Consider the following 23,142-nt stretch of genomic DNA (forward strand, 5'->3'; position numbering starts at 1 on the left):
ACTTCGGGACGTACGGCGACACCGTGGCGCGGGTCCGTGACGTCGTCCGTACGTTCTCCTGACTCCGGGGAGCCCGCCGTGCCCTGCCTGAAGACCAACTGCGGCTTCCGCAGCGCAGTCGGCGCTTGCCCCGGCTCACTTGTCGGCTTCGGGGCCGTACCACTGGAGTGCGAACGCGCTGTGGGGCGAAAGGTGCCGGAGAGCCGGTGGCAAACACAAACCCCAGGCCACTGACCTGGGGTTTCGATCTGGAGCGGGTGACGAGAATCGAACTCGCGCTCTCAGCTCGGGAAGCGACGGCGCTTGGGCGGGCTGGCTCTGAGCTGCGCAGATGTCGTCCCCTTGAGATGCTCGTGGGGGCCGGATCGCACCGTTGTCGACCGTTGTTCTCCGCTCTTACGGACACGGGAAGGGCACGGCCCCCGGCAGGGAGAGGCCGACGCCGCTGACGGTACTACTGCGAATGGGCTGCCTCCCTCGTACGGAGATCAGATGCCCCCGGCGCTCAGGCGAGAGCCGTAGAACGCCAGGTGGCGTTCCGCGGCGGTGGCCCAGGTGTGGTGGGCGGCGAGTCGGCGGCCCCTCGCCCGCCGCGTGGGGGTGTCGTCCGTGAGTGCGGCGCCGAGTTCGGCGGCCAGGTCCTGATGGGTGGTCGCGAAACGGGCGGCGCTGTCGAAGACCTCGCGCAGTACGGGCAGATCGCGTACGACCAGGGGGACTCCCGCGGCGAGCGCCTCCATCGCGGCGAGCCCGAAGCCCTCCTTGACGGAGGGGAAGGCGAACGCGGAGGCGGCGGCCACCAGCGGCGGCAGTTCGTCGTCGGCGATCTGGCCCAACACGACCGGCTCGAGGCCGAGTTCGGCCGCCCGGGTCTCCCAGCGGGCGCGGTAGTCCCGGTAGTCGAAGAGGGTCTCGCCGCCCGCGATCACGAGGCGTACGTCGGGGTGGGCGGTGCGCAGGAGGGCGTACGCCTCCAGCAGGTCCAGGGAGCCCTTGCGGGGCTCGATGCCGCCGACGGTGAGGACGTAGCGGCCCAGGCGGGAGCGCCAGTTGGCGCGGGCGGCCGGGTCGGTGGTGGCGAAACGGTCGTAGGCCACCCCGTTGGGGATGACCGCCGCCTCGATGCCCCAGCCGTCGGCGAGTTCCGTGGCGACGGCCGCCGACACGCAGATGTGCGCGTACGGCTCGACGATGGCCCGCTCGTGACAGGCGGCCAGTTCGGGGGTGGTGAAGTGGTCGATGTGGTGGACCGTGCGGACGCACCGGCCGCCGACCGCGTTGGCGCTGATGCAGTCCTGGGCGTGGACCATGTCGTACGCCGCCGCGGATAGTTCGAAGGCTTCGCCGAGGACGGCGATGGAGCGCAGGATGCGTTCGCCGACCGTCTCGCCGTCCGGGCCGTCGGGGAACGGCACGATCCGCAGTCGTACCGCCGGATCCACCGGCCGGAAGAAGCCTGAGTCGCCCCCGCGGCCCAGCGTCCACACCGTGACGTCCTCACCCAGCGCGGCCAGCGCCTCGGCGAGGGCGAGGGTGTGGACGACGCCGCCGCGCGGCTTGGTGGAGTAGCTGAGCAGGGCGATCTTCACGGGCGGTCCTCCCGGTAGGCGGCGGGCCGGCGTTCGTCGAGGTGGCGCAGGATACGGCGGGCCCGCTCGATCTCCTCGGCGACGTCGACCTCCGCGACGGCGAGTCCGGCCTTGGACCAGGTGCGGGCGAGGATGTCGCCGCCGGGCCCGACCACCTTGGACTGACCGAGGAACCGCATGCCGCCCATCGCGCCGGTCTGGTTGGAGGAGGCGAGGACGACCTGGTTCTCGGCGGCGCGGGTCTGGTCGTACAGGTCGAAGAGCTTGGCCTGGCGGTCCTGGGCCATGCGCGGGGCGCGGTTGGTGATGGACGTGGGCCAGGCGGACAGGCAGGCGAGGATCTCGGCGCCGTCCAGCGCCAGCGAACGGGCCGACTCGGGGAACGTCTTGTCGTAGTCGATGAGCATGCCGATCCGGCCGACCGGGGTGTCGAAGGCGTCGAAGCGGTCGCCGGGCGCGTAGGCGGCGACCTCGCCGACCGGGAGGTGAACCTTGCGGTGGCGGCCCAGAATGCCGTCGCCGCTGACGCAGACGGCCGCGTTGTAGCGCTCGTCGCCGCCGTCCTCGCAGTAGCCGAGGCAGACCACCATCTCGGCAGCCAGACGGGCGACCTGGAGGATCAGCGGGTCGTCCGGCTTGAGCGCGGGCGGCAGGGCCTCGGGGTCGGGGTGGCGCAGGTCGGCGAGGTAGCCGCCGAGCGCCGCGTCGGGCAGGACCAGCAGTCCGGCGCCGGAGGCGCGCGCGTCCTCGATGAGTTTGGCTATGCGGGCCAGGTCGAACTCCAGGTCGCGGCCGAAGTGGGCGGCCGCGGCCGCGATCCGGATGCTGCTCATGCGGTGACTGCTCCCGTGGAGAGGTCGTAGGTCTCGGGCCGCCGGTCGCGCAGGTGTCCCATCGACCGGCGGGCGGTTTCCAGAGCCTGTACGACGTCGAGCTCGGCGACGGCGATACCGGCCGCGACGCCCGTGTCGGCGAGGACTTCGCCGCCGGGATCGACGACCTTGGCGCTGCCGACGAAGCGTAGCGAGCCGAAGGTGCCCGCCTGATTGGCGGACAGCCACACGATCTGGTTCTCCAGCGCACGGGCCCGGTCGAACAGGTCGAAGCGGCGCTTCCAGCGGTCCTGTTCGAGGTCGGCGGAGGCGTTGGTACGCGCACCGGGCCAGGCGGACACGCACACCCCGATCTGCGCCCCGTCCAGCGCCAGCGCCCGCGCCGACTCCGGGAACGCCTTGTCGTAGCAGATCATCATGCCGATCCGGCCGACCGGGGTGTCGAAGGCGTGGAAGCGGTCGCCCGAGGCGTACGACGCGTCCTCGCTGAGCGGCTGGTGGACCTTGCGGTGGTTGCCGAGGACACCGTCGCCGGTGACACAGACCACGCTGTTGTAGCGGGCGTCCCCCGCCGCCTCGCAGTATCCGGCGACGACCGTCATCTCCCCGGCCAATGCGGCCAGTCGGCGGATCTCGGGGCCGTCGAGGGCGAGCGCGGGCGGGCCCGCGTCGAGTTCGGCGGAGTCGTCGAGGCTGAGCAGATACCCGCCGAGGCACGCCTCGGGCAGCGCCAGCAGGCGTACGCCCTCCTCCCGGGCCCCCTTGATCAGCCGTTCGGCGATCTGGAAGTCCTCCTCCACGTCGCGGCCGAACTCCGCGGCCACGGCGGCCATGCGCAGGGTGCTCATGCGGGTCCCATCCCGGTCACGGTGGAGGTGACCGCTTCGGTGATCTCGCCGTCGGGCCAGCGCAGCCCGACGCCTTCTCCAGTGGTCAGTTCGCCGCAGACGGCACCCGTGGCGGGCCCGGCGGGCAGCGGCGGTGCACCCGGCTCGTCGGCCGTGAGCATCGCGAAGCCCGGGAAACAGGTGAACCAGTCGCCCACGGTCGCCTCCCGCGGCCGGGGCACGGCGGCCACGTCGAGCACCGCCCGGCAGCCGCTCCCCTCGGCGAGCATGCCCAGCGTCCCCGCGATCCCGGCCATGGACACGTCCTTGGCGGCGGCGGGCCGGGCGGCGGCCACCGCACCGGTCATGGCGCGCAGTTCGTCCGTACGGCGATGGGTCGTCGAGTCCCACTGGCGGCCCCGGTAGCCCGTACGCCAGCCCCCGCCCAGGTCGGCGGTGATCCGTACGGCATGCCCCGGGCGTCCGCCGCCGCCCGGCACCGGCCGGTCGGTGCGGCCGAGCGCGGTCACCGACAGGGCGGCCGGGACGCCGAGCTGGGTGTGCCCGCCGAGCACCGGAATGCCGTACGACCGTGCCGCCAGGGCCAGTCCGGCCAGCATCCGGGCGGCATGTGCCGCGTCGCGGGCGCCCACCGCGTCGAGCAGCCCGAGCGGTGAAGCACCCATCGCCGCAAGGTCGTTGACGTTGACGAGGACCGCGCACCAGCCCGCCCACTCGGGGTCCCGCTCGACCATGGACGGCACGATCGCGTCGCACGCGGCGATCACGTCGGTGCCGGGGACGGGGGCGCCGTCGTCGCCGACGAAGCCGGTGGGAGCGGGCAGTTCGGCGAGCAGGGAGCCCAGAGCGGCCTTGGTGGCCGCCGCCTGCGCCGCGATCCGGCCGATCGGCCAGCGCATCAGGACGTGCGGCGCGGCGGAGACCGTGACGTCCCGGATCCGCTGCCAGCCGAGGCGCCGGAACAGGGGTTCGTTACGGGCCTGGACGGTCGCGTCGAACCGCAGCACGCCCTCCGTCTCCGCCCGGGCACAGGCGGCCCGCACCAGCGCCGCGCCGATGCCCTGCGGGCCGCGGGCCCCGCGGGCGACGACCAGCCGCCCGCCCTGCCACCAGCCGAGGTCGGGCCCGTCGTCGACCGGGCACAGGCGCACCCCGCCGACCACGATGCCCTGCGGGTCCTTCGCGACCAGGACGACGGTCCGGAGGTCGGTGTCGCGGTCGTCCAGGTCGTGGTGGGCGAAGAGCCCCTGCTCGTGGACGAAGGCGTCACGGCGCAGCTGCCGATAGGCGGCCACGTCCTTCGTGCCTTCCACCTCCTCGATACGGAAGGCGGGCCGCTGCCGGGCGAGCGTGCTGCGGTCGCCCAGCAGGGCCAGGATGTCGGGCACCTCGTCGACCACCGAGGCCGGTGCGGATCCGTCGAGGTACATCTCAGCCGCCCGCTGTCCGGAGCACACTGCACGCCCCGCAGGCCGCGCAGCCGGCCTTCTGGTCCGCGCCGCTCATGCCGGCGGCGCGCAGTTTCGCGGCGACGCCCTCGGTGACGTACGTCAGGAGCTCCGCGCCGGGTGCCTTGACGCCGTCGCGGGCGGCGAGGGTGCCGCTCATCGGGCGGAAGGGGACGACGAAGGGATAGACCCCCCGGTCGATCAACTCACCGGCCCCCGCGATGAGTTCGTCGGGATCCTCACCGAGTCCGACGAGGAGGTAGGTGGAGACCCGGTTCGGTCCGAAGACCCGCACCGCCTCGTCCCACGCGGCCCAGTACTCGGCCAGCTGGACCGTCGACTTGCCGGGCATCCAGCGCCTGCGCACCTCGTCGTCGAGGGACTCGACATGAATGCCGATGGCGGTGGCCCCGGACTCGTGCAGTTCGCGGATCCAGGCGAGGTCGCCGGGCGGCTCGCACTGCACCTGGATGGGCAGACCGGGGACCGCGTCGAGGACGGCGCGCACGGAGCGTACGAGGTTGCGGGCGCCGCGGTCGGGGCCGGTGGTGGTGCCGGTGGTCATCACCATCTGCTTGACGCCGTCGAGCCGTACGGCGGCCTCGGCGACCTCGGCGAGCTGCGCCGGGGTCTTCGCGGCGACCGTGGCGCCGGAGCGCAGGGACTCCTCGATGGTGCAGAAGCGGCAGCGGTCGGACTCGGCGTAGCGGATGCAGGTCTGGACGACGGTGGTGGCGAGGACGTCGGCGCCGTGCAGGCGGGCGATGTGCTCGTACGGGGTGCCGTCGGCAGTGGTCAGGTCGTAGAAGTTCGGACGGCGTACGGCGGTGAGGGTGAGGCCGGTGTCTTTGAAATGGCCGGCCTCGTCACCGAGCCAGACCTTGCCGTCGCGGACCGTGTAGGGGCTGTCGGGGTTGCGGGGAAGCGCGGCACCGGCACCGTCGACGAGGACGTGTCCGTCGTCGCTGGGTCCCGCGCCGTCGGGCCGCCCCACGGGGGCGTCCAACGCTACGCCGCGCAGGGCGAGTTCGGCGCGGGTCATGATCCGCACATCCACCGCCGTTTCGGTGCCGGTGCCCATGTCTGGCTCCTTACAGCTGGTAGGTCGAGTTGATGATGGCGCCCTTGCGCGCGTAGTGGATCAGCGCGTCCTGGACGTCGAGGGGGTGGGTGGGGATGACGCCCTCGATGAGGTCCTCCTCGCGGGCGCCGTGCAGGGACAGGCCGAAGCGGCAGCAGTAGACCTTGCCGCCCTCCGCGATGAGCGTCTTGAGCTGGTTGTTGATGTTGTGCTCGCCGGGGAAGGCCGAGTTGCCGACGGTCGGGAAGCCGCGCGTGGCAAGGCAGTTGAGGGAGCCGGGACCGTAGAAGTAGATGGCGGTCTCGAAGCCCTTGCGCAGGGCGCGGGTCGCCTGGAGGACGGCGACGAAGGAGACCGAGGACTCGTGGGCGATGCCGTGGACCAGGGTGAAGTAGGTCTCGCCGTTCTCGGCCTGGTAGTCGGGGAAGACCTTGGTGGAGCCGTAGATGCTGGTGCCCTCGGGGAGCGAGGGGTGCGGGATCTCGCCGAGGGACTTCTGCTCGACGTCGCTGAGCTGGGCGGTTTCCGACATGGCTGTCTCCTTGTGGGTACGGGATGGGAGTTGGGGTCGGTCAGTCGTAGAGCGCGGCGAACGTGTCCCGGAAGACCAGATCGCCGAGTGCGCCGCCGCCGGTGGCTTCGGCGAGGCGGGCGTACTCGCCGGTGAAGTCGCCCCACGGCTGGTCGCTGGCGAAGAGCACCCGGTCGTGGCCGATGCCGCGGCGCTCGATCTCCTGGGCCAGCCAGCGGGGAGTGAAACCGATGGCCCAGGAGAGGTCGGTGTAGACGCGCCTGCCGGCGCCGATCCAGTCGAAGAACCGGGAGCCGACGAGCTTGATGTGGCCGCTCATCCCGCCGCCGAAGTGCACGAGATGGACGGGCACCCGGTCGGCGTACCAGTCGACGAGATGGCCCACCTCGTCGATGTCGGAGGCTGCGCCGGGGGAAGTGTGCACGTGGACGACGAGGTGGTGGCGGGCGGCGGTGGCGAAGATGCGGTCCAGCTGGGGGCGGCAGGCGGGGTCGGTGGGGCGGCCACCGAGCAGGAAGCTGAGCTTGAGGGCCTTGACTCCGGGCTCACCCGCCAACTCCAGGGCTTCTTCGGTGCGTTGGGCGTCCTCCGGGCGCGGGGACACCCACAGCCCGGCACGGATCCGGTCGTCGCTCTGGGCGGCTTCAAGCGCCAACTCGTTGAAGGAGAAGGCGATCGCGGGGTCCGGGACGCCGTAGTTGGGGATGACCAGGGCGCGTTCGGTGCCCTCCGCGTCCAGGTCGGCGATCAGCTGCTTGACGGTGGCGCGGGCGGTGGTGTCGGGGTTGACGGGCGGGCCGCCGTAGAAGGGGTAGGCGGGCAGGACGCCGATGTGGCGGTGAGCGTCGTAGACCATGGTCTGGTTCCTCAGCTTCCTCAGCCGATCGGGAGGGCGGAGGCGAGTCCTGTGGGCGCGCCGGTGAGGGTGCCGCACACGTCGGCCATGCGGCGTGAGGCGTCGATGTGGTCGGCGAGGAACTCGGCGTCCCGGCCCACCGCCTCGAAGCGGCCCGAACCCCACGAGTACTGCCAGGGCAGACCGAGGAAATGCAGGCCGGGCGTGCTGGTGGCGCCGCGCCAGTGCATGGGATAGCCGCGGCCGTCGAAGACGGGAGCCTCGATCCAGCGGTGGTCGCGGCGGAAGCCGGTCGACCAGACGACGGAGGTGATACCGGCGGCCTCCAGGTCCAGTTCGCGCGGCTGCTCGGCGGGCTCCCACACGGGGACGTACCGGGGCTCGGCCGGGGCATCGATCGCGTTCGTGGCGATATACGCGTCGATGGCGTCCTTGATGCCCTCGGCGACGGCGTCGGCGTGGTCGAGGTTGACCTTGAGGTCGTCGGCGAACTCCAGTGCCTCACCGCTGACTCCGGTGAGCCGCCCGTACAGCCGCATGCCGTCGCGGGCGAAGGCCCGCAGGTCGATGTCGCGGCCTCCGTCGCGCCCCGTGACGTAGTGGTTGACCCGCATGCGCACAGCGTCGGCGTCGTCGAACTCGTCGATGGACTTGTCGTAGTGGCCCATGTCGTCGAGCCAGGCCACGCAGTCGCGGCCGCGGTAGAAGCGGGCCACACGCGGGGCGCTGCCCACCGCCAGGTGCACTCGCCGCCCCGCCAGGTGCAGATCCTCGGCGATCTGGCAGCCGGACTGGCCGGTGCCGACCACCAGGACGGCGCCCTCGGGGAGCTGGTCCGGGCTGCGGTAGCGGGAGGAGTGGACCTGGGTGACGTGGTCGGGCAGGCGCTGGGCCATCGGCAGGACGGACGGCGTGTGGTACGGGCCGGTGGCGACCACCACCTGGTCGGCGGTGAAGTCCCCTGCGCTGGTGGAGAGTTCGAACAGTCCGCTCGGAGAGCGCCGCAGCCGGGTGACCGTAACACCCTCCACCAGCGGCGGCCGGAAGAAGGAGACGTAGTTCTCCAGGTACCGGACGATCTCGTCACGGACCATGAACCCGTCCGGATCGTCGCCCTGATAGGGATAACCGGGCAGCCTGCACTGCCAGTTGGGGGTCACCAAGCAGAAGGAGTCCCAACGGCGCTCGCGCCACTCGTGCCCGACCCGGTTCGCCTCGACGACGATGTGCTCGACACCGCGCTCACGCAGGCAGTAGCTCATCGAGAGCCCGGCCTGACCGCCGCCGACCACGGCCACGGGTATGGGGGTACCGCCCACGCCCTTAAGGCTGTGGGGGAGGGCGCCGGGCAGCCGTATCGCTTCGGCCGGGCTCACCGCGTGCTCCCGTCGGCGCCGGTCAGGGACTCGACCGTGACCTTGGCGGCACTGTCGGCGGCGTATCCGGCGGCGGTCCGCTCGATCTGCGCGAGCTGGTCGGAGGCGCCGGTGCAGTAGAAGCCGAACTTCTCCTTCACCCGCTCGCCGGCGATACCGAGTGCCGTACGGCTGCGCTCGACGAAATCCGCGAGCGCGTACTGACCACCGGGAACGAAATAGTCCTCGACTACCGTGGAGGGGGAATAGCAGCGCTGCGTCACACCGTCGGGCCAGCGCACATGGAAATACATCTCGGGCATGACATCCTCCATGCCGGGCGCCGAGGTCTCGACACCTCGCCGCTGTCTGTGGGGGCCAACTCCAACCCCCGGATATTTCCGAACGAAGTCATCCGGAAAAAAGGGGAGTTGCCGAAAACTCACACCGGTGCGGGTTGCGGATTAACGCATCTTCATTCCGGTGGACATGAATCGGAAACGCCGCGCCCATTACCGTGCTCCGCACATTCCGGAACCTCCGTCAGAGAGCAGGTTTCCGCCATGCCAGTCGAATCAGCCGAATCGGTCGAGCCCGTGACCCTGACCGTCGTCGACACCACCACGGCGAGCTGGGAGAAGTTCCCCGTCCCCGAGATCAACGCCGAACTGGACGCGCTTCCCCTGTTCGCCGACCCCGACACCGGCATGCAGGTCATGAAGCTGATCTACCGCGCCGGCTTCACCAACCCCTGGCACACCCACCCCTGCGCGCACGGTATCTACGTCCTCGACGGCACCCTGACGACCCATCATGGACCACCCTGCTCTTCCTCACCGAGGACGGCAGCGCACTAGTGGCCTGCGCCGGCTGGCCGCTGCCGCTGGTTGCCAGGAAGCCACCGCTTTAGGAGCGAGGTGGGGCGATCACCTGCCTGACCTGCGACTCCCCTTGCCTTCGGGATTGCCGTTACCCGCCCCCCTGGACGCCCTCGTTCCCCGTCAGCCAAGCTCCCGCCATCCCGGTGCTTGTTCCCGCGTTACACCGATCCGAGCAGGCCGTCGAGGATGCCCTCCTCGGCGAGGTAGAAGGCGAGACCGCCAACGGGAGCGAGCGCGGCGCACAGCCAGTAGCGCTGCACCCCGGCGCGCGCCAAGTAGATGGTCAGGAGAGCGGTGAGCAGTGCGCCGACGGCCATGAAGACGGCCGCCTCTCCCCAGTAGTGGAGCGCCAGACCCAGCCAGAGCGCCTCCCCCAGCGTCACCATCGCGATGACTGCCCCGGCCACCGCCCGCACGTCCCCCCGCCCGCGCCGTACCGTCCACCCGGCCCACCCCAGCAGCGGCCCTCCAGCCAGCCCCGCCATCGACCACACGACGGCGGTTCCGAGCCCTCCGGCCCCGAATGTGTCCCCGAGCGTGGACGCCGCGTAGTAGCCGCCGCAGGTGGCGAGCATCATCAACGCTCCGCCCCAGACGGCGAGCGGCCGGACACGGATCAGTGCACCGGCGGCGGCAGTCCAGATGATCCAGGTGGACACCGAGTTGGTCGCCCGCTCCAACAGGGGTGTTGTCCCGTGCAGGCCGTACGTTGCCCAGCCGAGCAGCAGCCCGAAGATCGCGGTCGCGGTGAGGATGGTGACGGGGGTATCGCGATGGGAGGCGGTTAAGGTAGCCATGCTCACGACTATACACACGGAGTATACATGCCGTGTATAGCAACTGAGGGCACGGGCCTGCACAGACCCCGCCGCTGTGGCCCTCAATCACTCGCCGTACGCCGCGTCATCGACGACGCCTTGGAAGCTGTTTCTGATCCCTTGATCACTTACCTTCGCCGTTTCAGTACGTGTGCCATGCGTGGAAGTTCCTCGTACGGCAGTCGGCCGTCCTGGGATTCTCGGCACGCGAAGTCGCAGACCTGCACGGCTGCACCGTCACCTCGGTCAACAGCGCCCTCCAGCGCGCCCGCGCCACACTGGCCGCCCGGCGCGAGGCGGCTGGCGACACGGCGGTACCGTCGCCCGACGCCGTTCAGCGGGCACCGGCGAAGCGGTATGCCGCGGCTTTCTCCAGCTTCGACATGGAGGAGCTGAACGTGCTGCTACATGTGGACGCCACCATGTCCCTGCCGCCGTACGCCCTGTGGATGCGAGGCGTCACCGACATCCAGGCATGGCTGACCGGACCCGCCGTCGGCTGCCGGGGATCCCGGCTGGTCCCCACCCTGGCGAACGGCTCGCCGGCCTTCGGCCAGTACCGGCCCAGCGTCACCGGAGCGGGATTCGAGCCCTGGGCCCTTCAGGTCGTCGACATCTCCGGGGACCGGATCACCGACATCCATGTCTTCCGGGACACCGAGCGGCTGTTCCCGCTCTTCAACCTGCCCCCGCACATCGGCGAGCAGGAGGTGTGACGCAGCACACCTTCATCGACCGATGACTCCGTCCGTGCCCCTCGGTCATACCAGCGACAACACCGAAGCAACACAACGGACAGACAGGATGACTGACATGACCGCCACCGAGAAGGGCCCTGCCAGCTACTTCCCTTCCATCGAGAAGAAGTACGGTCGCCCGATTGCGGAGTGGAAGGACCTGATCCGCTCCTCGCCTCTGACCAAGCACATGGAGCTCGTGAACTGGCTCAAGGCCGAGCACGGGCTGGGCCACGGTCACGCCAATGCCCTCGTCGCGCACACCCTCGCCGAGCGGTCCGGCAACTGAGCTGCCACGCATGGGAGCGCATGGGGTGGTCCGAGCGCACCCTCGTCAACGACGGGGGTGCTGCTCTCATCCCGTGACTGGGGTGGGTCGGGGTCGCCCCTCGTCCTGTTGCACGGACCGCGCATGGGTGACGGCACAGCACCAGGGGCAGGCCCTGCTCCACCGCGTCGATTCCTCAAACAGCCTCACCGACACCGACCTCGCCGCGCTCGACGACTGGCTACAGGACGTCTCCGAAGCCTCGTAGACGATGAGCGACAGCAGGAAGTTGCTGCCGGGCTCGACGCGACCGTGCGCAAGGCACGCCAGGAAGCTGCGGCCGTGCCAGATGAAGACACCGGTGATCCAGACGATCAGCGTTCTGGCATGAATCTGGCACGCGGCGAGTGATCACGACGGACAGCAAAAGGGCCCAGGTCGCTGACCTGGGCCTTAATCATGGAGCGGGTGACGAGAATCGAACTCGCACTCTCAGCTTGGGAAGCTGATGTTCTACCACTAAACTACACCCGCGTAAGACGCCTTTTGGCGGCGTCGGAAACGCGAATTCACTGTACCTCATGCCAGGCCCCCGGCGCCGAAGCCGTGGGGCCTGTGGTGGTTTCAGGGGATGGGTACGAGGGTGGACGGGGCTGCGGGGGGCGAGAGTTGGGGCGTACGGTGGAGGGGTGGGAGAGGGTGTGGGCGGGAGCGGAGTGCCGCCTGGAGGGCCGTTCCGTTCGTCCCGTAATGTGGCGTTCCGCCAGTCAGACGCGGCTCTTGGGGAAGGGACTCTGAGGACTTGATGGAACGCAGCACCGTCGTCCGTTGTGCCGAAGGGCACGTGTTCAGCACCGCCTCGCTTCCGATGCAGCAGGCCGAGCGGCTCGGCCCCGGCCGGCTGATCCGCTGTCCGCGCTGTGCCCGGCTCCGCAGCGTCGTGCCGGTGGCCATGGAGAAGCGGTAACCGGACGGCAAGCGGTAAGTGGTAGGCGGTAACCACAGCTACACCTCGTAGGGGCCCCTCACAGTCCTCGGGCAGTCCGTGGATTGTGGCGGGCCCCTACGCTCTGCGTATCCTCAGGGCGTGCTTCTCTCAGACAAGGACATCCGGGCCGAGATCGACTCCGGACGGGTCCGGATCGATCCGTACGACGATTCCATGGTGCAGCCGTCGAGCGTCGACGTGCGGCTCGACCGCTACTTCCGGGTGTTCGAGAACCACCGTTACCCGCACATCGACCCCGCCATCGAGCAGGCCGACCTCACGCGGCTCGTCGAGCCCGACGGGGACGAGCCGTTCATTCTGCACCCCGGGGAGTTCGTGCTGGCGAGTACGTATGAGGTGATCTCGCTTCCCGATGATCTTGCGTCGAGGCTCGAGGGGAAGAGTTCTCTGGGGCGGCTCGGGCTCGTCACTCATTCCACCGCCGGGTTCATCGACCCCGGGTTCTCCGGGCACGTCACGCTTGAGCTGTCCAATCTCGCCACGCTTCCCATCAAGCTGTGGCCGGGAATGAAGATCGGCCAGCTGTGCATGTTCCGGCTCAGTTCGCCCGCCGAATTCCCTTACGGCTCCGAGCGGTACGGATCCCGTTACCAGGGCCAGCGCGGGCCCACCGCCTCGCGGTCCTTCCTCAACTTCCATCGGACCCAGGTCTGAGGGCGGCGGGGCCGGCATGAGCGACGTACGCGAGAATCTCAGCTACGAGCAGTTCGGTGCGGCGGTACGGGAGTTGGCGCAGACCATCGCCGATGACGGGTACGAGCCGGATCTCGTCCTCTCCATTGCTCGTGGGGGTGTTTTCGTCGCGGGCGGGCTTGCGTACGCGCTCGACTGCAAGAATCTTCACCTGGTGAATGTGGAGTTCTATACGGGAGTCGGGACGACTCTCGACATGCCCGTCATGCTCGCGCCTGTTCCGAATGTCGTCGACTTCACCAATAAGAAAGTGCTCATCGCCGATGACGTTGCCGACACCGGCAAGACGCTGAAGCTCGTGTACGACTTCTGCCTCGAGCATGTCGCCGAGGTGCGGTCCGCCGTGATCTACGAGAAGTCGCAGTCGCTGGTGAAGTGCGAGTACGTGTGGAGGCGGACCGATGAGTGGATCAACTTTCCGTGGAGCGTCCAGGGGCCCGTCGTGAAGAGGGCCGCCGGACAGCACCAGGTCCTCGACGCCTGATCGCTCGCCTATGACCGGCTACTCGGCGATCTCCGTGCGCTCCCACCACTCGTAGACCGGCAGCTTTCCCTTCGCCGTGTCCTGGCGTCGTGACGTCGGGCGGAAGTGTTCGTAGCCGCCGCGGTGCGGGATCTTCAGGTCCTCGCCCGCCGGGGCCGTGGCGGGGACGATCCTCTCGGGCAGGTCGTCGGGGCCGCCTTCGAGGGCTGCCAGGGCCGCTTTCTCCGACGTGGTGCCCTTGTTGCTGTTGCCTGTCTTCGTGGCCATGTTTCCAGAGCTCCTGTGGTTCAACGCCTTCAGTCGCCCCGCGGCAGGCAGATCACCGGGATCCGCTGGACGAGGTTGTTGCCGAAGCCGCCGCGGTTCCAGGGCTGGTCGAGGGGTTGGGTGTGGCCCGCGGCGTCGGTGGCGCGGGCGGTGAGTACGTGGGTGCCGGGGGCGGCCTCCCACGTCGTACGCCAGCTCCGCCACGCCCACGTGCTGCCCTTGAGCCCGTCATGCCCGCCACGCCCGTCCTCGAGAGCGGCCTCCGCCCAGGTGTCGCCGTCGTCCGTGCTCACCTCGACCTTCGTCACCGGGGCGTGGCCCGACCAGGCGCGGCCCTCCAGCTGCACGGGGCCGGGGCGTACGACGCGGGTGCGGGACATGAAGTCGGGGAAGCCCGGCGGGATCATCAGCGCCCGTGGGGCGATGCGGGTGACCGGTTCGCCGGGGTCGTCGGGGTCGTCGGCCGACCGGCGGTAGCGGTAGGCGACCGTCTGCTGGAATCCCGTGAAGGGCGTGCTGGTCAGGGTGATGTCGCGGAGCCATTTCACGTGGGCCATGCCGTACCAGCCGGGCACCACGAGGCGTACGGGGTGGCCGTGCTGCGGCGGCAGTGGGGCGCCGTTCATCTCATACGCGACCAGCACCTCGGGGTCGTCGGCGGTGGCGTCGGAGAGGGGGAGGCTGCGCTGGTAGTCCTGCTCGACGCCGCGTTCCACGCCGTGGTCGGCGCCGGTGAACACGGCCTCGACGGCGTCCGGCTCGACCCCGGCCTCGGCGAGCAGCGTACGCAGCGGGACCCCCGTCCAGTCGGCGGTGCCGACCGCCTCCACCAACCAGGGCTGGCTCACGGGCCGCGGGGTGAGCCGGGCCCGGCCGTTGCCCGCGCACTCCATCGTCACCCGGTGCGTGACGGCCGGGAACGAGCGCAGGGTCGCCATGTCCAGGGTCAGCGGTGTGCGTACGCGACCCCGCACGGCGAGCGTCCAGTCCTCCGCGCCGGCGGCGTCGACGGTGGGGATGTCGTAGTGGACGAGTACGTAGTGCAGTCCGGGCGGCGTGACCTCGTACCGCAACGCCTCCAGCGGCAGCCCGTGATTGCGGGCCGCGAGCGCGAGTTCCTCCATGCTGATCCCCTCGGCGGCTTCGGCCACGCGGGCCGGTGCGCTGACGGCCCGTAGCGCGCTGATGTGCGCGTCGGCGGCGTGAGCGGCGTGGGCGTCACCGGCGTGCTCGAGGCTTGCGTGGGCGTCACCGATGGGCCCGTCGTGCGGCACGATGCGCTCGGCCTCAGCTTGTCCCGGTCCTTGTCGCGCGGCCTGTACGTCGCGTGCGTCGCGTCCGTCCATGACTCCATCGTGCGCTTGCGAGCCGTGCCACGCGAGACCAACCGGCCGAGATCGACCGGCCCGGGAAATGCCGAGGCGCAGCACACGTGGCGTGTGCTGCGCCCGTCGTCCCGCCCAAGTGCCAGGCCAGGCTCAGAACGTCCCCAGCTTGATGATCGACAGCAGTGCTATCAGCTGGATCGCCGAGGCGCCCAGGGCCTTCGGCCACGGAAGGTCGTGGGACTTGTTGACCATCAGCGTGAACAGGGCGGCGGCTCCCAGCCAGGTCGCCCAGCCCAGGATCTGCACGAACGGCGCGTCGCCGCCCATGAAGAGGGCCACGACCAGGCGGGGGGCGTCCGTGAGCGACATGATCAGCATGGAGAGGCCGACTGTGGGCTGCCAGGCGCCGTCACCGCCGAGCTGGCGCGCGAGGGTGTGAGTTACCACGCCCAGGATGAAGGCGCTGAGCACGATCGCGACCGCCGTCGTCAGGACGATGGGGACCGCGTTGGAGAGCGTCGCGTTGATCACGTCTTCGCGCGCGCCGTCGAAGCCGAAGACCGCCAGCAGCCCGTACAGGAACGTCACGATCAGGGCCGGGCCCCACATCGCGTAGTCACGCATCTGCAGGAACGTCTGGTTCGGGCGCATGATGACGCCGCTCAGCAGTTCCTTCCAGTGCAGACGCGGGCCCACCGGGGGCGCCGGCGTCTGGCCGGCACGGTAGGTCCCGCCATGGCTGTACGGGTCCTCGCCGACCCCGAACGCCTGGGTGTGGCCCGGATTGTTCGCCGCGTACGGGTCCGGGCCCTGGGTGTGGTGATCGTGATCACCGAAGTACTCCGGCTCGCCGTGGCCGTTCGCCTGGGGCCACTGCTGCCCGCCGCCGTTGCCGTACTGCTGCGCCTGCGGCGGGTACGGCTGCGGCGCGGGGGGATGGCCGTACGACGGGCGGCCCGGGGGCGCCTGCTGTCCGTACGGTTGCTGCCGCGCTTGCTGTTGCGGACTTGCTTGCCGGGTGCGGTTGTCCCGGCCGCGTCCGATCCTGAATCCAGCCACGTAATCGAACGTACCTGGTCCCACAGTTCCGTGCGCCGGGCCCGGGGGAACGGACCCGGCTTTGACGCTGAGCTGTGACATCCCCTAAGGGGTTGTCCAGCCGATTTTCCGTGGCCGCTCAGGGGCGGCTCAGGGTTTTGCGGTACGCGGCTTCCGTTGCCGTTGCTGCGGTCGCTGCCGGTGCCGTGCGTCCTGCGGGCGTCACGACCAGAAGGCGTTGGCCCTCTCGATGTCCTCGATGCATTCGTCGAGGTCGGTGACCTTGTCTCCGACGATCCGGAAGACGATGGATCCGGTCTCGTCGAGCTGCTTGCCGCCCCGCTCGGCCGTGAGGCGGTGAATGCCGACCGCGTGGCCTCGGCCGTCGACGAGGACCTGGCGCAGTTCGACGCGCAGGGTCCCGTTCGTCTCCTCGTTGAGCCGGCGGTACAGGTCGATGATCGCGTCCTGGCCCTTGAAGTCGCCCGCCAGCGGGTGGCTGCCGGGCAGGTGGTGCGTGGCGTCCCCGGACATCAGCGTGCGCAGTGTGTCCATGTCACCGCGCTGGAAGGCCTCGTAGCCCTTGCGTACCAGTTCTGCGTGCGGGTGTTCAGCCATGGTGCTCGCCACCTTCCGTGGCTCTTTCGGTATGCGGCTTACGTAGGCAATTGTTCGCCTCTGCCGCAGCCTGAGCCACTGGGGCGAGTAGCCCCCGTGCATCAGCCCCTGCACGTCCTGCGGTACGGAATGTCCGGTAGGTACGTCTTCCAGTCCGACTCGGAGAGACCGGAGCCCGTGCGCTCGCACAGTCGGCGGATCACGTGGGCCGGGGCGAAGTCGTACGTCCGGAGCGGGACGTGACTGCCGGCGACGTACAGGGTGGTGCCGTTCTCGGCGAAGGCGAGCGCGAGGGGCTGGTCGCCGGGGCCGGGGGCGGCGGAGCCCAGGGGGCGGCTGGAGGGGACGTCCCAGAGCCGGACTGTGCCGGAGTCGTCGGCGAGCGCCAGGGTGTCGCCGTCGGGGGAGAAGGCGAGGGCGCTGATCGACTCGGTCGCCTCCGGGTCGGCCAGGATGCCCAGGCGGTTGCGTACGTCGCCGTCCCACACCGTGACGCGGCCGTAGCCGTCGCCCGCCGCGAAGTACCGGCCGTCAGGGCTGAAGGTCATGGCGCTGATGCCCGTGTCGCCGAGCGTGCGGTAGGCCACCCGTCCCGAGCGGAGGTCGGCGACCTCGTCGTTGGACGAGGCCAGGGTGCGCAGGTCGCCGCGGACGGCCAGGACCTCCGCGCTGATGTTCTCGAGCGTCCGGGTCCGTTCGTTCCGGCGTACGTCCCACACTTCGACCGTTTTTTCCGTCGCCCGGGAGACCAGCAGGGTGCGCCCGTCGGCGCTGAGCGCGAGGCCGTCGACGTCGGCGAAGCCCTCCGAGCCGATGCGGATGGTGATCGTCGCCCGCTTGCGGTGGGCCGCGACGTCCCACACCGTGATCGGCTGCTCTGTGACGGAGTCGCTGATTTCATCGGTCCGCGCATAGGCGAAGGTGTGGCCGTCGCCGCTGAGCGCCGTCACGTTGGAGCACTCGCCCTCATTCGCCTGGGCCGTGGAGCACGGCTCGTGCGGCATCGTGCGCGCGGTCCTGGTGCTGCGGGTGTCCTGCAGGCGGATGCCCGCCGCGGCGCCGGTGGAGCGCATGGTGACCAGGGTCCGGCCGTTCTGGCTGAGCAGTGCTTCCTGGACGCTCTCCTGCTGCCAGCGTGAGGTCGTCGCCGGGCCGAGACCCAGGGAGCGGACGGCGCCGCCCGACCTGTTGAGGTAGCGCAACTGGCCTGCGGCGAAGTCGAGTTCGTGCGAGTCGAGCTCCTCGGCGGCCAGCGCCTGGCGGAACACCGGCTCGTCTGGGGAGGAGAGCCGCCACATCCGGATGTCGTCCGGGCCGGCCGCGAGGAGGAACCTGCCGTCCGGGCTGAACCGAACCGACGTCAGCCGCCCCGGCATCCGCCCGATGACCCGCCCCGAGCGGAGGTCCCGCACCTGGATTCCGGCCTTGGCGGCGAGGGCGATGGCGCGGCCGTCGGGCGAAAAGGCGAACTCGCTGTCCTCGCACGGGCCTTGGTCCAGTCCCGGTCCCGACGTCCATGGGAGGGACAGTGTGCGGCGACGGTCGATGTCCCAGATCTCCAGCGGTGTTTCGTCCGAGCAGGTGGCCAGCAGTCGCTCGTCGTGGCTGAGGACCGCGTACTGCGTGACGACGTCGTCGTTCTCGTTCCGCAGGGGAACCTTCAGCAGCAGTCGGCGTGTTCGCGTGTCCCAGACCTGGGTGGAGTCCACGGCGAACACCGCTACGGTGCGACCGCCGCGGCCGAAGTGCGACACCGTGGTGTCAACGCCGGGCAGGCGCCCGGCGACGCGGCCGGTCCGGACGTCCCACAGAGCGGTGGAGGGCGACAGGTCCCCACCGAGTCCCGAGCCCAGGGCGATGGTCCGGCCGTCCGGGCTGATGACCACGTCCCCATCCTCGGACAGCAGCTTGCCCGGTCCCGGATACATGCCCGTACGGCGATGGGTGCGCAGGTCCCAGGTGCGTACGTGATCGCGGGAGACCGACACCAGCGTCCGTCCGTCGGACGTCAGCTGGCGGACCGTGGTGCGGTCGTCGCGTTCCGGGACGGTGAAGGCGTCCTGTTCGCTGCGGTTCTGTGCGGACAGCAGGGCCGAGCGGGTCTCGACGGTGGGCGCGAGCTCCCAGGCCGCGACGCTCAGCCGGGCCGCCGTCACCGGGTCGGCGGCCCGCATGCTGTCCGCCACCGCTGCGATCCGCCGGGCCTCGGCCTCGTGGTGCCTGCGGTCGCTCGTACGGGACTGCTGCCAGGCCGTGATGCCCGCGATGAGGGCGAGAACGAGAAGGGCGGCGAGGGTGGTGAACAGCCCACGACGACGCCGGAGTTCGCTGCTGCGGGAGGTGCGGGCGGCGGTGAGGAAGGCCTCCTCCAGCGGGGTCAGGGGCTGGTCCGCGAGGTGTTCGTCCGCGGTGGCGAGGCGGGTGCCGCGGTACAGGGCGCCCGGATCGCGGCCCAGCTCGTCCCAGGTGCGAGCCGCCTCGGTCAGCCGGCGATGGGTGCGCAGGCGTTCGCGGGTCTCCTCGATCCAGGCGGACAGCCGGGGCCAGGACGTGATCAGGGCCTCGTGCGCCAGATCGACTGTGTCGTCGTCGAGGGTGAGGAGACGGGAGCGGGCCAACCGGTCGAGAACCAGGGCCACTTCGCCGGACGGAGCGAAGTCGAGTTCCGCGCGGTCCACGGGGCGACGGGTGTCCTGGGAACCCTCGCCGGGGGTGATCAGCCGCAGGAGGATCTGACGGGCCAGGGCCGCCTGATCGCCGGACAGCGTCCCGTACACGTCCTCCGCCGTCTGCGCGATCGCACCGCGTACGCCGCCTGCCGCCTCGTACGCCGCCATCGTGAGCGCCCGCCCCCGGCGGCGTCGCCAGGTCTCGCGCAGGGCGTGGGACAGGAGAGGGAGGCCGCCGGGTTCGCCGTCCACCTCCGCGACGAGATGCGCGGTCAGTTCGCGTTCGACGATCAGGCCCGCGGACTGGGCCGGGCGGATCACCGCTTCCCGTAGTTCGGCCGGGGTCATGGGGCCCACCAGGAGGCTTGCCTCGCTCAACGCGTCGGCCAGGGCGCGGTGTTCGGCGCAGCGGGCGTAGAAGTCGGCTCGTACGGCGATGATGACGCGCAGGCGGCTTTCCGGGTCCCGTGCCGTGAGCAGGCGGTCGATGAACTCCGTGCGTTCCGCCGGGTCCCGGCAGAGCGTGAACACCTCCTCGAACTGGTCGATCACGAGGACCGTGTCTCCGGTGCCGCCCCCGTTGCCGTCGTCCTCTTTCGCTTTCAGCGCCTTCTCGTGCGTACGGAGCGGGTGTTCGCCGGGGGTCAGAATGCGCAGGGCCGCCAGTTCGCTCTGCTGGAGTGCCGGGATCAGTCCGGCCCGCAGCAGCGACGACTTGCCGCTGCCCGAGGGGCCGAAGACCGCCGCGAAGCGGGACGTGGACGCCAATTCGCCGAGCGCCGCCACCAGTTCGTCGCGGCCGAAGAAACGGTCGTGGTCGGTGGGCTCGAAGCGGGACAGTCCCTGGTACGGGGAGTCGGTGTCGTCCTCGTCGTCGGGCACCGACTCCTCGGAGGCCTCGTGCCAGCGGCGTTCCCACTCGGCCGGGTCGCCACCGCAGGCCTTCGCGTACGCCAGGGTCACGGCCAGGGAGGGGAGTTGGTCGCCCGCTGCCGCCTGGGAGAGGGTCGTGACGGAGTAGTGCGCCCGGCGGGCCATCTCGCGGTACGTGAGGCCGCCCGCCTCCTGGCGGAGCTTGCGCAACTCGTACGCGAAGCGCTGGACCGGGCCCGCCGCCGGGTCCACCGGAGTCTCGCGACGCCCCATGCTCCGGTCTCCCCCTCATCCCCCGTGTTCGGGCCACGGTAGGGAGCCGCGGCAGGGCCCGCAAGCGTTCATTTCGGCCCTCAACTGGTCTTACGTCTTTGTTTGGTGCGGTGGAGGGGGCCTGCTGAACAACTCCCTGGCGGCTGGACTTGAGGCATCGGAGACATCCGGTAGTACGCCCGAGCACACACCACGGGGGAGCACATGAACGAGCGAGCGAAAGAGCCACGAGCAAAAGAGCCACGAGGGAAAGAGCAGCGCATCGCCCTGCGCCGGTTGTTCGCCGGTACGGCACTGGCGGTCGCCGGTACGGCCGCGATGGTCGCCGTGACCCTGCCGATGGAGGCCTCCGGGAACGGCGGGCCCCCGCAGACGCGAGGGGAAGCCGCACCGCACGCCGCCGCGACGCCCTCGCCGTCGACGACCGACACCGGGAACGCGTCGGGGAACACCTCCGGTAACGCCGGAACCGGCGCCGCCGACCCTCTCACCGACGACGAGATCACCCGAGCCCAGCAGGCCGCCCTCGCCGGCGACCGGACGCTGCGTACGACCAGCGAGGACGTACAGGGGGAGGACGGCACACCCCAGTTCCTGACCGCCGATCTCACCGACCTCACCGCCGAGTCTTCCGGCCGGGAGGGCGAGCGGCACGCGGACGTCTTCTTCTACGACTACCGCGACGACCGCTTCGTGAAGAAGACCGTCGACCTCGGCACCGGAAAGGTCGTACGGACCGACTCCGCCACCGGAGTTCAGCCCGCGCCCTCCGGCCAGGAGTCACGCGAGGCGCTGAAGGTGCTGCTCGCGAGCCCGCTCGGGGAAGGCGTACGGCAGGACTTCCAGGCCGCCACCGGGCGACCGCTCGCCGCGCCCGCACAGTTGCGCGTACAGGGGCTGGTCTACGAGCGGAGCGGTACAGCCGGGCCCGCCGACTGCGACGGGGCGCACCGCTGCGTACGGCTGTTCACGCGCGTCGTGGGCGGGCCGTGGATCGACACGCGCCAGTTCGTCATCGACCTCAGCGCCCGCACGGCGCACCGGCTCCCGTGACCGGCCTCGGCCCTGTGGCCCGTGTCGTTCCTGTCGCCCGTCTCGCCCCGAAGGACGTACGCATCATGCGCAAGCTGAAGCTGAACAGCCTCACCCGTAACACGGCGGTCCTCGGTGCCTGTGCCGTGCTCGGAGCCGGTGCCCTCCTGGCCGTCCCCGCCGGCCAGGCCGAGGGTGCGTCGGCCGCCCCCGCCGCCCCGGCACCCGCCTGCACGGGCAACTCCGCCATCACCAAGAAGCTTCCGGGCGGCACCACGTGGCGGATGTGCTGGCTCAACAGCCCCACCGCCGGGCTGGTTCTGTCCCACATCTCCTACCAGCCGCGCCACGAGAGCAAGCCCATCGAGGTGCTCGGCAGCGCGCGGCTCGCGCAGATCAATGTGCCGTACGACGACGGTTCGCAGGAGTACAACGACGTGACGTACTACCGTCTCGGTCAGGGCGCGCTGCCGATCAAGGCGTCGGACTGCCCCGGCGGGACGGTCCGCGGTTTCCGAGTCGCGGACCAGGAGGGTGGCGCCGCACGGACGGTGAAGGGGCTGTGCGTGACGACGCAGCCGCGCGGTTTCGCGTACCACGGGGACAGCGGTGACGTCTTGGAGAACCCGGCCCGTACCGACTCTGCGCAGGGGCAGGACCTGGTCGTCTACACCCTCCACGCGATCGGCTGGTACCACTACGTCACCCAGTGGAACTTCTCCGACGACGGCACGATCACCGCCAAGGAGGGCGCCACCGGCAATCTCTCCGAAGGCGACTTCAACGCCGCCGACGGCCGGGGCTGGCCCGTCGGCAAGAACGGCTCGGCCAAGGCCCTCAGCCACCAGCACAGCGTCCTGTGGCGGCTCGATTTCAAGCCCGGGGGCTCGTGGAAGACGAAGGTCGAGCAGTACGACACGAAGACGGACGGTACGAACCCTGAGATGGGGTACGGGCGGCTCAAGACCGGCCGCAAGCAGCTGACCAAGGAGTTCGCGGGCGACAACGCGAACGACCGCTGGTGGCGCGTGGTCGCCTCCGCGAGCCGCAACAAGGACGGTCACCCCCGTTCGTGGGAACTCGTGCACAACCGCTCCGACAAGTACTCACGGCATGCCTGGACACGGCACGACGTGTACGTCAGCCAGTACAAGGCCTGCGAGCAGTACGCCAGCGACAACCGCCGCATCAACCCCAACTGCCTGGGCAACGTGGCCAAATATGTGAACGGCGAGGCTCTCACCCGCCCGGTCGTCTGGGTGAACGTCGGCTTCCACCACATCGCCCGCGACGAGGACCAGACCCCGATGCCGGTGCACTGGCAGGGCTTCCAGATCGTCCCGCGCGACGTGACGGACATGAGCCCACTGACTCCGGACCGACTGCACCGGCCCGAGTTCAACGGTCACGTCCCTCACAACTGACCGTTCACCTGTCGGCTCAGGAGAAGGTCAGGACGTACTGGGTTGCCTCCCACCCGTGCCCGGCAGGCTGTCAGGGCCGCCGACGAAATTCGCTGCTGCGCCACGAGGCGCCTTGTCATATTCCCAGTTCAGCTGGGAGGAACTTGGAGGATGTTTCTGGGCCTAATGGCTTACCTCGATCCGAAAGG

Annotated in this window: 23 protein-coding genes and 1 tRNA gene; 8 read left to right on the forward strand and 16 right to left on the reverse strand. The window is 70.1% G+C overall.

Annotated features, from left to right (window positions below):
* Window positions 1–488: 488 nt before the first annotated feature.
* Genes OP79_RS44950 through OP79_RS44990 form a run of 9 tightly spaced genes read right to left on the reverse strand, consistent with a single transcriptional unit; the run spans window position 489 to window position 8,865 of the window.
* Window positions 489–1,589 carry an MSMEG_0565 family glycosyltransferase gene (locus tag OP79_RS44950; protein ID WP_033328962.1) on the reverse strand — a complete coding sequence of 367 codons (1,101 nt, stop codon included), beginning with the start codon at window positions 1,587–1,589 and terminating at the stop codon, window positions 489–491.
* Complete coding sequence (locus OP79_RS44955) at window positions 1,586–2,422, reverse strand: carbon-nitrogen hydrolase family protein (RefSeq protein ID WP_033328963.1); 837 nt, start codon at window positions 2,420–2,422, stop codon at window positions 1,586–1,588. The genes OP79_RS44950 and OP79_RS44955 overlap by 4 nt, the downstream gene beginning before the upstream one ends.
* On the reverse strand, window positions 2,419–3,270 hold the full coding sequence (locus OP79_RS44960; protein ID WP_033328964.1) for a carbon-nitrogen hydrolase family protein: 852 nt from the start codon (window positions 3,268–3,270) through the stop codon (window positions 2,419–2,421). The genes OP79_RS44955 and OP79_RS44960 overlap by 4 nt, the downstream gene beginning before the upstream one ends.
* Window positions 3,267–4,700, reverse strand: coding sequence for an MSMEG_0567/sll0787 family protein (locus tag OP79_RS44965; RefSeq protein WP_211270996.1), 1,434 nt, complete (start codon window positions 4,698–4,700; stop codon window positions 3,267–3,269). The genes OP79_RS44960 and OP79_RS44965 overlap by 4 nt, the downstream gene beginning before the upstream one ends.
* Window position 4,701: 1 nt before the next feature.
* Window positions 4,702–5,799 carry an MSMEG_0568 family radical SAM protein gene (locus OP79_RS44970; RefSeq protein ID WP_245685679.1) on the reverse strand — a complete coding sequence of 366 codons (1,098 nt, stop codon included), beginning with the start codon at window positions 5,797–5,799 and terminating at the stop codon, window positions 4,702–4,704.
* A 10-nt stretch (window positions 5,800–5,809) separates the two neighbouring features.
* Window positions 5,810–6,331 carry an MSMEG_0572/Sll0783 family nitrogen starvation response protein gene (locus OP79_RS44975; RefSeq protein WP_033328965.1) on the reverse strand — a complete coding sequence of 174 codons (522 nt, stop codon included), beginning with the start codon at window positions 6,329–6,331 and terminating at the stop codon, window positions 5,810–5,812.
* 40 nt (window positions 6,332–6,371) lie between these two features.
* Complete coding sequence (locus tag OP79_RS44980; RefSeq protein ID WP_033328966.1) at window positions 6,372–7,187, reverse strand: amidohydrolase family protein; 816 nt, start codon at window positions 7,185–7,187, stop codon at window positions 6,372–6,374.
* Window positions 7,188–7,207: 20 nt separating this feature from the next.
* Entirely contained in the window at window positions 7,208–8,563 is a 1,356-nt protein-coding gene (locus tag OP79_RS44985; RefSeq protein WP_245685680.1) for an MSMEG_0569 family flavin-dependent oxidoreductase, read from the reverse strand.
* Complete coding sequence (locus OP79_RS44990) at window positions 8,560–8,865, reverse strand: MSMEG_0570 family nitrogen starvation response protein (protein WP_033328967.1); 306 nt, start codon at window positions 8,863–8,865, stop codon at window positions 8,560–8,562. The genes OP79_RS44985 and OP79_RS44990 overlap by 4 nt, the downstream gene beginning before the upstream one ends.
* Window positions 8,866–9,105: 240 nt before the next feature.
* Between OP79_RS44990 and OP79_RS44995 the strand changes: the two genes are divergently transcribed.
* Entirely contained in the window at window positions 9,106–9,399 is a 294-nt protein-coding gene (locus OP79_RS44995; RefSeq protein ID WP_051745627.1) for a cupin domain-containing protein, read from the forward strand.
* A gap of 182 nt (window positions 9,400–9,581) precedes the next feature.
* On the opposite strand, the gene OP79_RS45000 is transcribed toward OP79_RS44995, so the two are convergent.
* Window positions 9,582–10,220, reverse strand: coding sequence for a DUF6518 family protein (locus OP79_RS45000; protein ID WP_033328978.1), 639 nt, complete (start codon window positions 10,218–10,220; stop codon window positions 9,582–9,584).
* A gap of 170 nt (window positions 10,221–10,390) precedes the next feature.
* On the opposite strand from OP79_RS45000, the gene OP79_RS45005 reads away from it, so the two are divergent.
* Together OP79_RS45005 and OP79_RS45010 are read left to right on the forward strand one after the other, a co-directional pair.
* Window positions 10,391–10,957, forward strand: coding sequence for a sigma factor-like helix-turn-helix DNA-binding protein (locus OP79_RS45005; protein WP_106972646.1), 567 nt, complete (start codon window positions 10,391–10,393; stop codon window positions 10,955–10,957).
* 97 nt (window positions 10,958–11,054) lie between these two features.
* Window positions 11,055–11,267 (forward strand): DUF4287 domain-containing protein, encoded by a 213-nt coding sequence (locus OP79_RS45010; RefSeq protein WP_033328968.1) that lies wholly within the window; start codon window positions 11,055–11,057, stop codon window positions 11,265–11,267.
* 439 nt (window positions 11,268–11,706) lie between these two features.
* Here the strand turns inward: OP79_RS45010 and OP79_RS45015 are convergent.
* Window positions 11,707–11,780 (reverse strand) — tRNA-Gly (locus OP79_RS45015).
* Between the two features lie 271 nt (window positions 11,781–12,051).
* Between OP79_RS45015 and OP79_RS56235 the strand changes: the two genes are divergently transcribed.
* The 3 genes from OP79_RS56235 (at window position 12,052) to OP79_RS45025 (ending at window position 13,432) form a co-directional block, all read left to right on the forward strand.
* Window positions 12,052–12,213: a hypothetical protein gene (locus tag OP79_RS56235; RefSeq protein ID WP_169786253.1), complete on the forward strand. Its 162-nt coding sequence runs from the start codon at window positions 12,052–12,054 to the stop codon at window positions 12,211–12,213.
* 120 nt (window positions 12,214–12,333) lie between these two features.
* Entirely contained in the window at window positions 12,334–12,909 is a 576-nt protein-coding gene (dcd, locus tag OP79_RS45020; RefSeq protein WP_033328969.1) for a dCTP deaminase, read from the forward strand.
* Between the two features lie 16 nt (window positions 12,910–12,925).
* Complete coding sequence (locus OP79_RS45025; RefSeq protein WP_033328970.1) at window positions 12,926–13,432, forward strand: phosphoribosyltransferase; 507 nt, start codon at window positions 12,926–12,928, stop codon at window positions 13,430–13,432.
* A gap of 18 nt (window positions 13,433–13,450) precedes the next feature.
* Here the strand turns inward: OP79_RS45025 and OP79_RS45030 are convergent, their stop codons facing one another.
* From OP79_RS45030 to OP79_RS45050, 5 genes are all read right to left on the reverse strand, one after another.
* On the reverse strand, window positions 13,451–13,699 hold the full coding sequence (locus OP79_RS45030; protein ID WP_245685681.1) for a DUF5988 family protein: 249 nt from the start codon (window positions 13,697–13,699) through the stop codon (window positions 13,451–13,453).
* A 29-nt stretch (window positions 13,700–13,728) separates the two neighbouring features.
* On the reverse strand, window positions 13,729–14,823 hold the full coding sequence (locus OP79_RS45035) for a sulfite oxidase (protein WP_078492441.1): 1,095 nt from the start codon (window positions 14,821–14,823) through the stop codon (window positions 13,729–13,731).
* 354 nt (window positions 14,824–15,177) lie between these two features.
* Complete coding sequence (locus tag OP79_RS45040) at window positions 15,178–16,167, reverse strand: Yip1 family protein (protein WP_078492439.1); 990 nt, start codon at window positions 16,165–16,167, stop codon at window positions 15,178–15,180.
* 120 nt (window positions 16,168–16,287) lie between these two features.
* Window positions 16,288–16,683 carry a nuclear transport factor 2 family protein gene (locus tag OP79_RS45045; protein WP_033328972.1) on the reverse strand — a complete coding sequence of 132 codons (396 nt, stop codon included), beginning with the start codon at window positions 16,681–16,683 and terminating at the stop codon, window positions 16,288–16,290.
* Between the two features lie 101 nt (window positions 16,684–16,784).
* On the reverse strand, window positions 16,785–20,498 hold the full coding sequence (locus tag OP79_RS45050) for an nSTAND1 domain-containing NTPase (RefSeq protein WP_033328973.1): 3,714 nt from the start codon (window positions 20,496–20,498) through the stop codon (window positions 16,785–16,787).
* Between the two features lie 204 nt (window positions 20,499–20,702).
* Between OP79_RS45050 and OP79_RS45055 the strand changes: the two genes are divergently transcribed.
* Together OP79_RS45055 and OP79_RS45060 are read left to right on the forward strand one after the other, a co-directional pair.
* Window positions 20,703–21,551 carry a Tat pathway signal sequence domain protein gene (locus OP79_RS45055; protein ID WP_245685682.1) on the forward strand — a complete coding sequence of 283 codons (849 nt, stop codon included), beginning with the start codon at window positions 20,703–20,705 and terminating at the stop codon, window positions 21,549–21,551.
* Between the two features lie 65 nt (window positions 21,552–21,616).
* Window positions 21,617–22,954, forward strand: a complete 1,338-nt coding sequence (locus OP79_RS45060; protein ID WP_033328983.1) for a copper amine oxidase — start codon at window positions 21,617–21,619, stop codon at window positions 22,952–22,954.
* Window positions 22,955–23,142 lie beyond the last annotated feature (188 nt).

The organism is Streptomyces yerevanensis (genome assembly GCF_000716805.1).
In the GTDB taxonomy this organism is placed as follows: domain Bacteria; phylum Actinomycetota; class Actinomycetes; order Streptomycetales; family Streptomycetaceae; genus Streptomyces; species Streptomyces flaveus.

Bases quoted from the DNA above. Each gene is read 5' to 3' on its own strand.
- OP79_RS45045 (WP_033328972.1), bottom strand. From the start codon at position 16,683: ATGGCTGAACACCCGCACGCAGAACTGGTACGCAAGGGCTACGAGGCC.
- OP79_RS45040 (WP_078492439.1), bottom strand. From the start codon at position 16,167: ATGTCACAGCTCAGCGTCAAAGCCGGGTCCGTTCCCCCGGGCCCGGCG.
- OP79_RS44980 (WP_033328966.1), bottom strand. From the start codon at position 7,187: ATGGTCTACGACGCTCACCGCCACATCGGCGTCCTGCCCGCCTACCCC.
- OP79_RS56235 (WP_169786253.1), top strand. From the start codon at position 12,052: ATGGAACGCAGCACCGTCGTCCGTTGTGCCGAAGGGCACGTGTTCAGC.
- OP79_RS45025 (WP_033328970.1), top strand. From the start codon at position 12,926: ATGAGCGACGTACGCGAGAATCTCAGCTACGAGCAGTTCGGTGCGGCG.
- OP79_RS45035 (WP_078492441.1), bottom strand. From the start codon at position 14,823: ATGGAGGAACTCGCGCTCGCGGCCCGCAATCACGGGCTGCCGCTGGAG.
- OP79_RS44975 (WP_033328965.1), bottom strand. From the start codon at position 6,331: ATGTCGGAAACCGCCCAGCTCAGCGACGTCGAGCAGAAGTCCCTCGGC.
- OP79_RS44955 (WP_033328963.1), bottom strand. From the start codon at position 2,422: ATGAGCAGCATCCGGATCGCGGCCGCGGCCGCCCACTTCGGCCGCGAC.
- OP79_RS44970 (WP_245685679.1), bottom strand. From the start codon at position 5,799: ATGGGCACCGGCACCGAAACGGCGGTGGATGTGCGGATCATGACCCGC.
- OP79_RS44995 (WP_051745627.1), top strand. From the start codon at position 9,106: ATGCCAGTCGAATCAGCCGAATCGGTCGAGCCCGTGACCCTGACCGTC.
- OP79_RS45060 (WP_033328983.1), top strand. From the start codon at position 21,617: ATGCGCAAGCTGAAGCTGAACAGCCTCACCCGTAACACGGCGGTCCTC.
- OP79_RS44990 (WP_033328967.1), bottom strand. From the start codon at position 8,865: ATGCCCGAGATGTATTTCCATGTGCGCTGGCCCGACGGTGTGACGCAG.
- OP79_RS45010 (WP_033328968.1), top strand. From the start codon at position 11,055: ATGACCGCCACCGAGAAGGGCCCTGCCAGCTACTTCCCTTCCATCGAG.
- OP79_RS45050 (WP_033328973.1), bottom strand. From the start codon at position 20,498: ATGGGGCGTCGCGAGACTCCGGTGGACCCGGCGGCGGGCCCGGTCCAG.
- OP79_RS45055 (WP_245685682.1), top strand. From the start codon at position 20,703: ATGAACGAGCGAGCGAAAGAGCCACGAGCAAAAGAGCCACGAGGGAAA.
- OP79_RS45000 (WP_033328978.1), bottom strand. From the start codon at position 10,220: ATGGCTACCTTAACCGCCTCCCATCGCGATACCCCCGTCACCATCCTC.
- OP79_RS45030 (WP_245685681.1), bottom strand. From the start codon at position 13,699: ATGGCCACGAAGACAGGCAACAGCAACAAGGGCACCACGTCGGAGAAA.
- OP79_RS44960 (WP_033328964.1), bottom strand. From the start codon at position 3,270: ATGAGCACCCTGCGCATGGCCGCCGTGGCCGCGGAGTTCGGCCGCGAC.
- OP79_RS44965 (WP_211270996.1), bottom strand. From the start codon at position 4,700: ATGTACCTCGACGGATCCGCACCGGCCTCGGTGGTCGACGAGGTGCCC.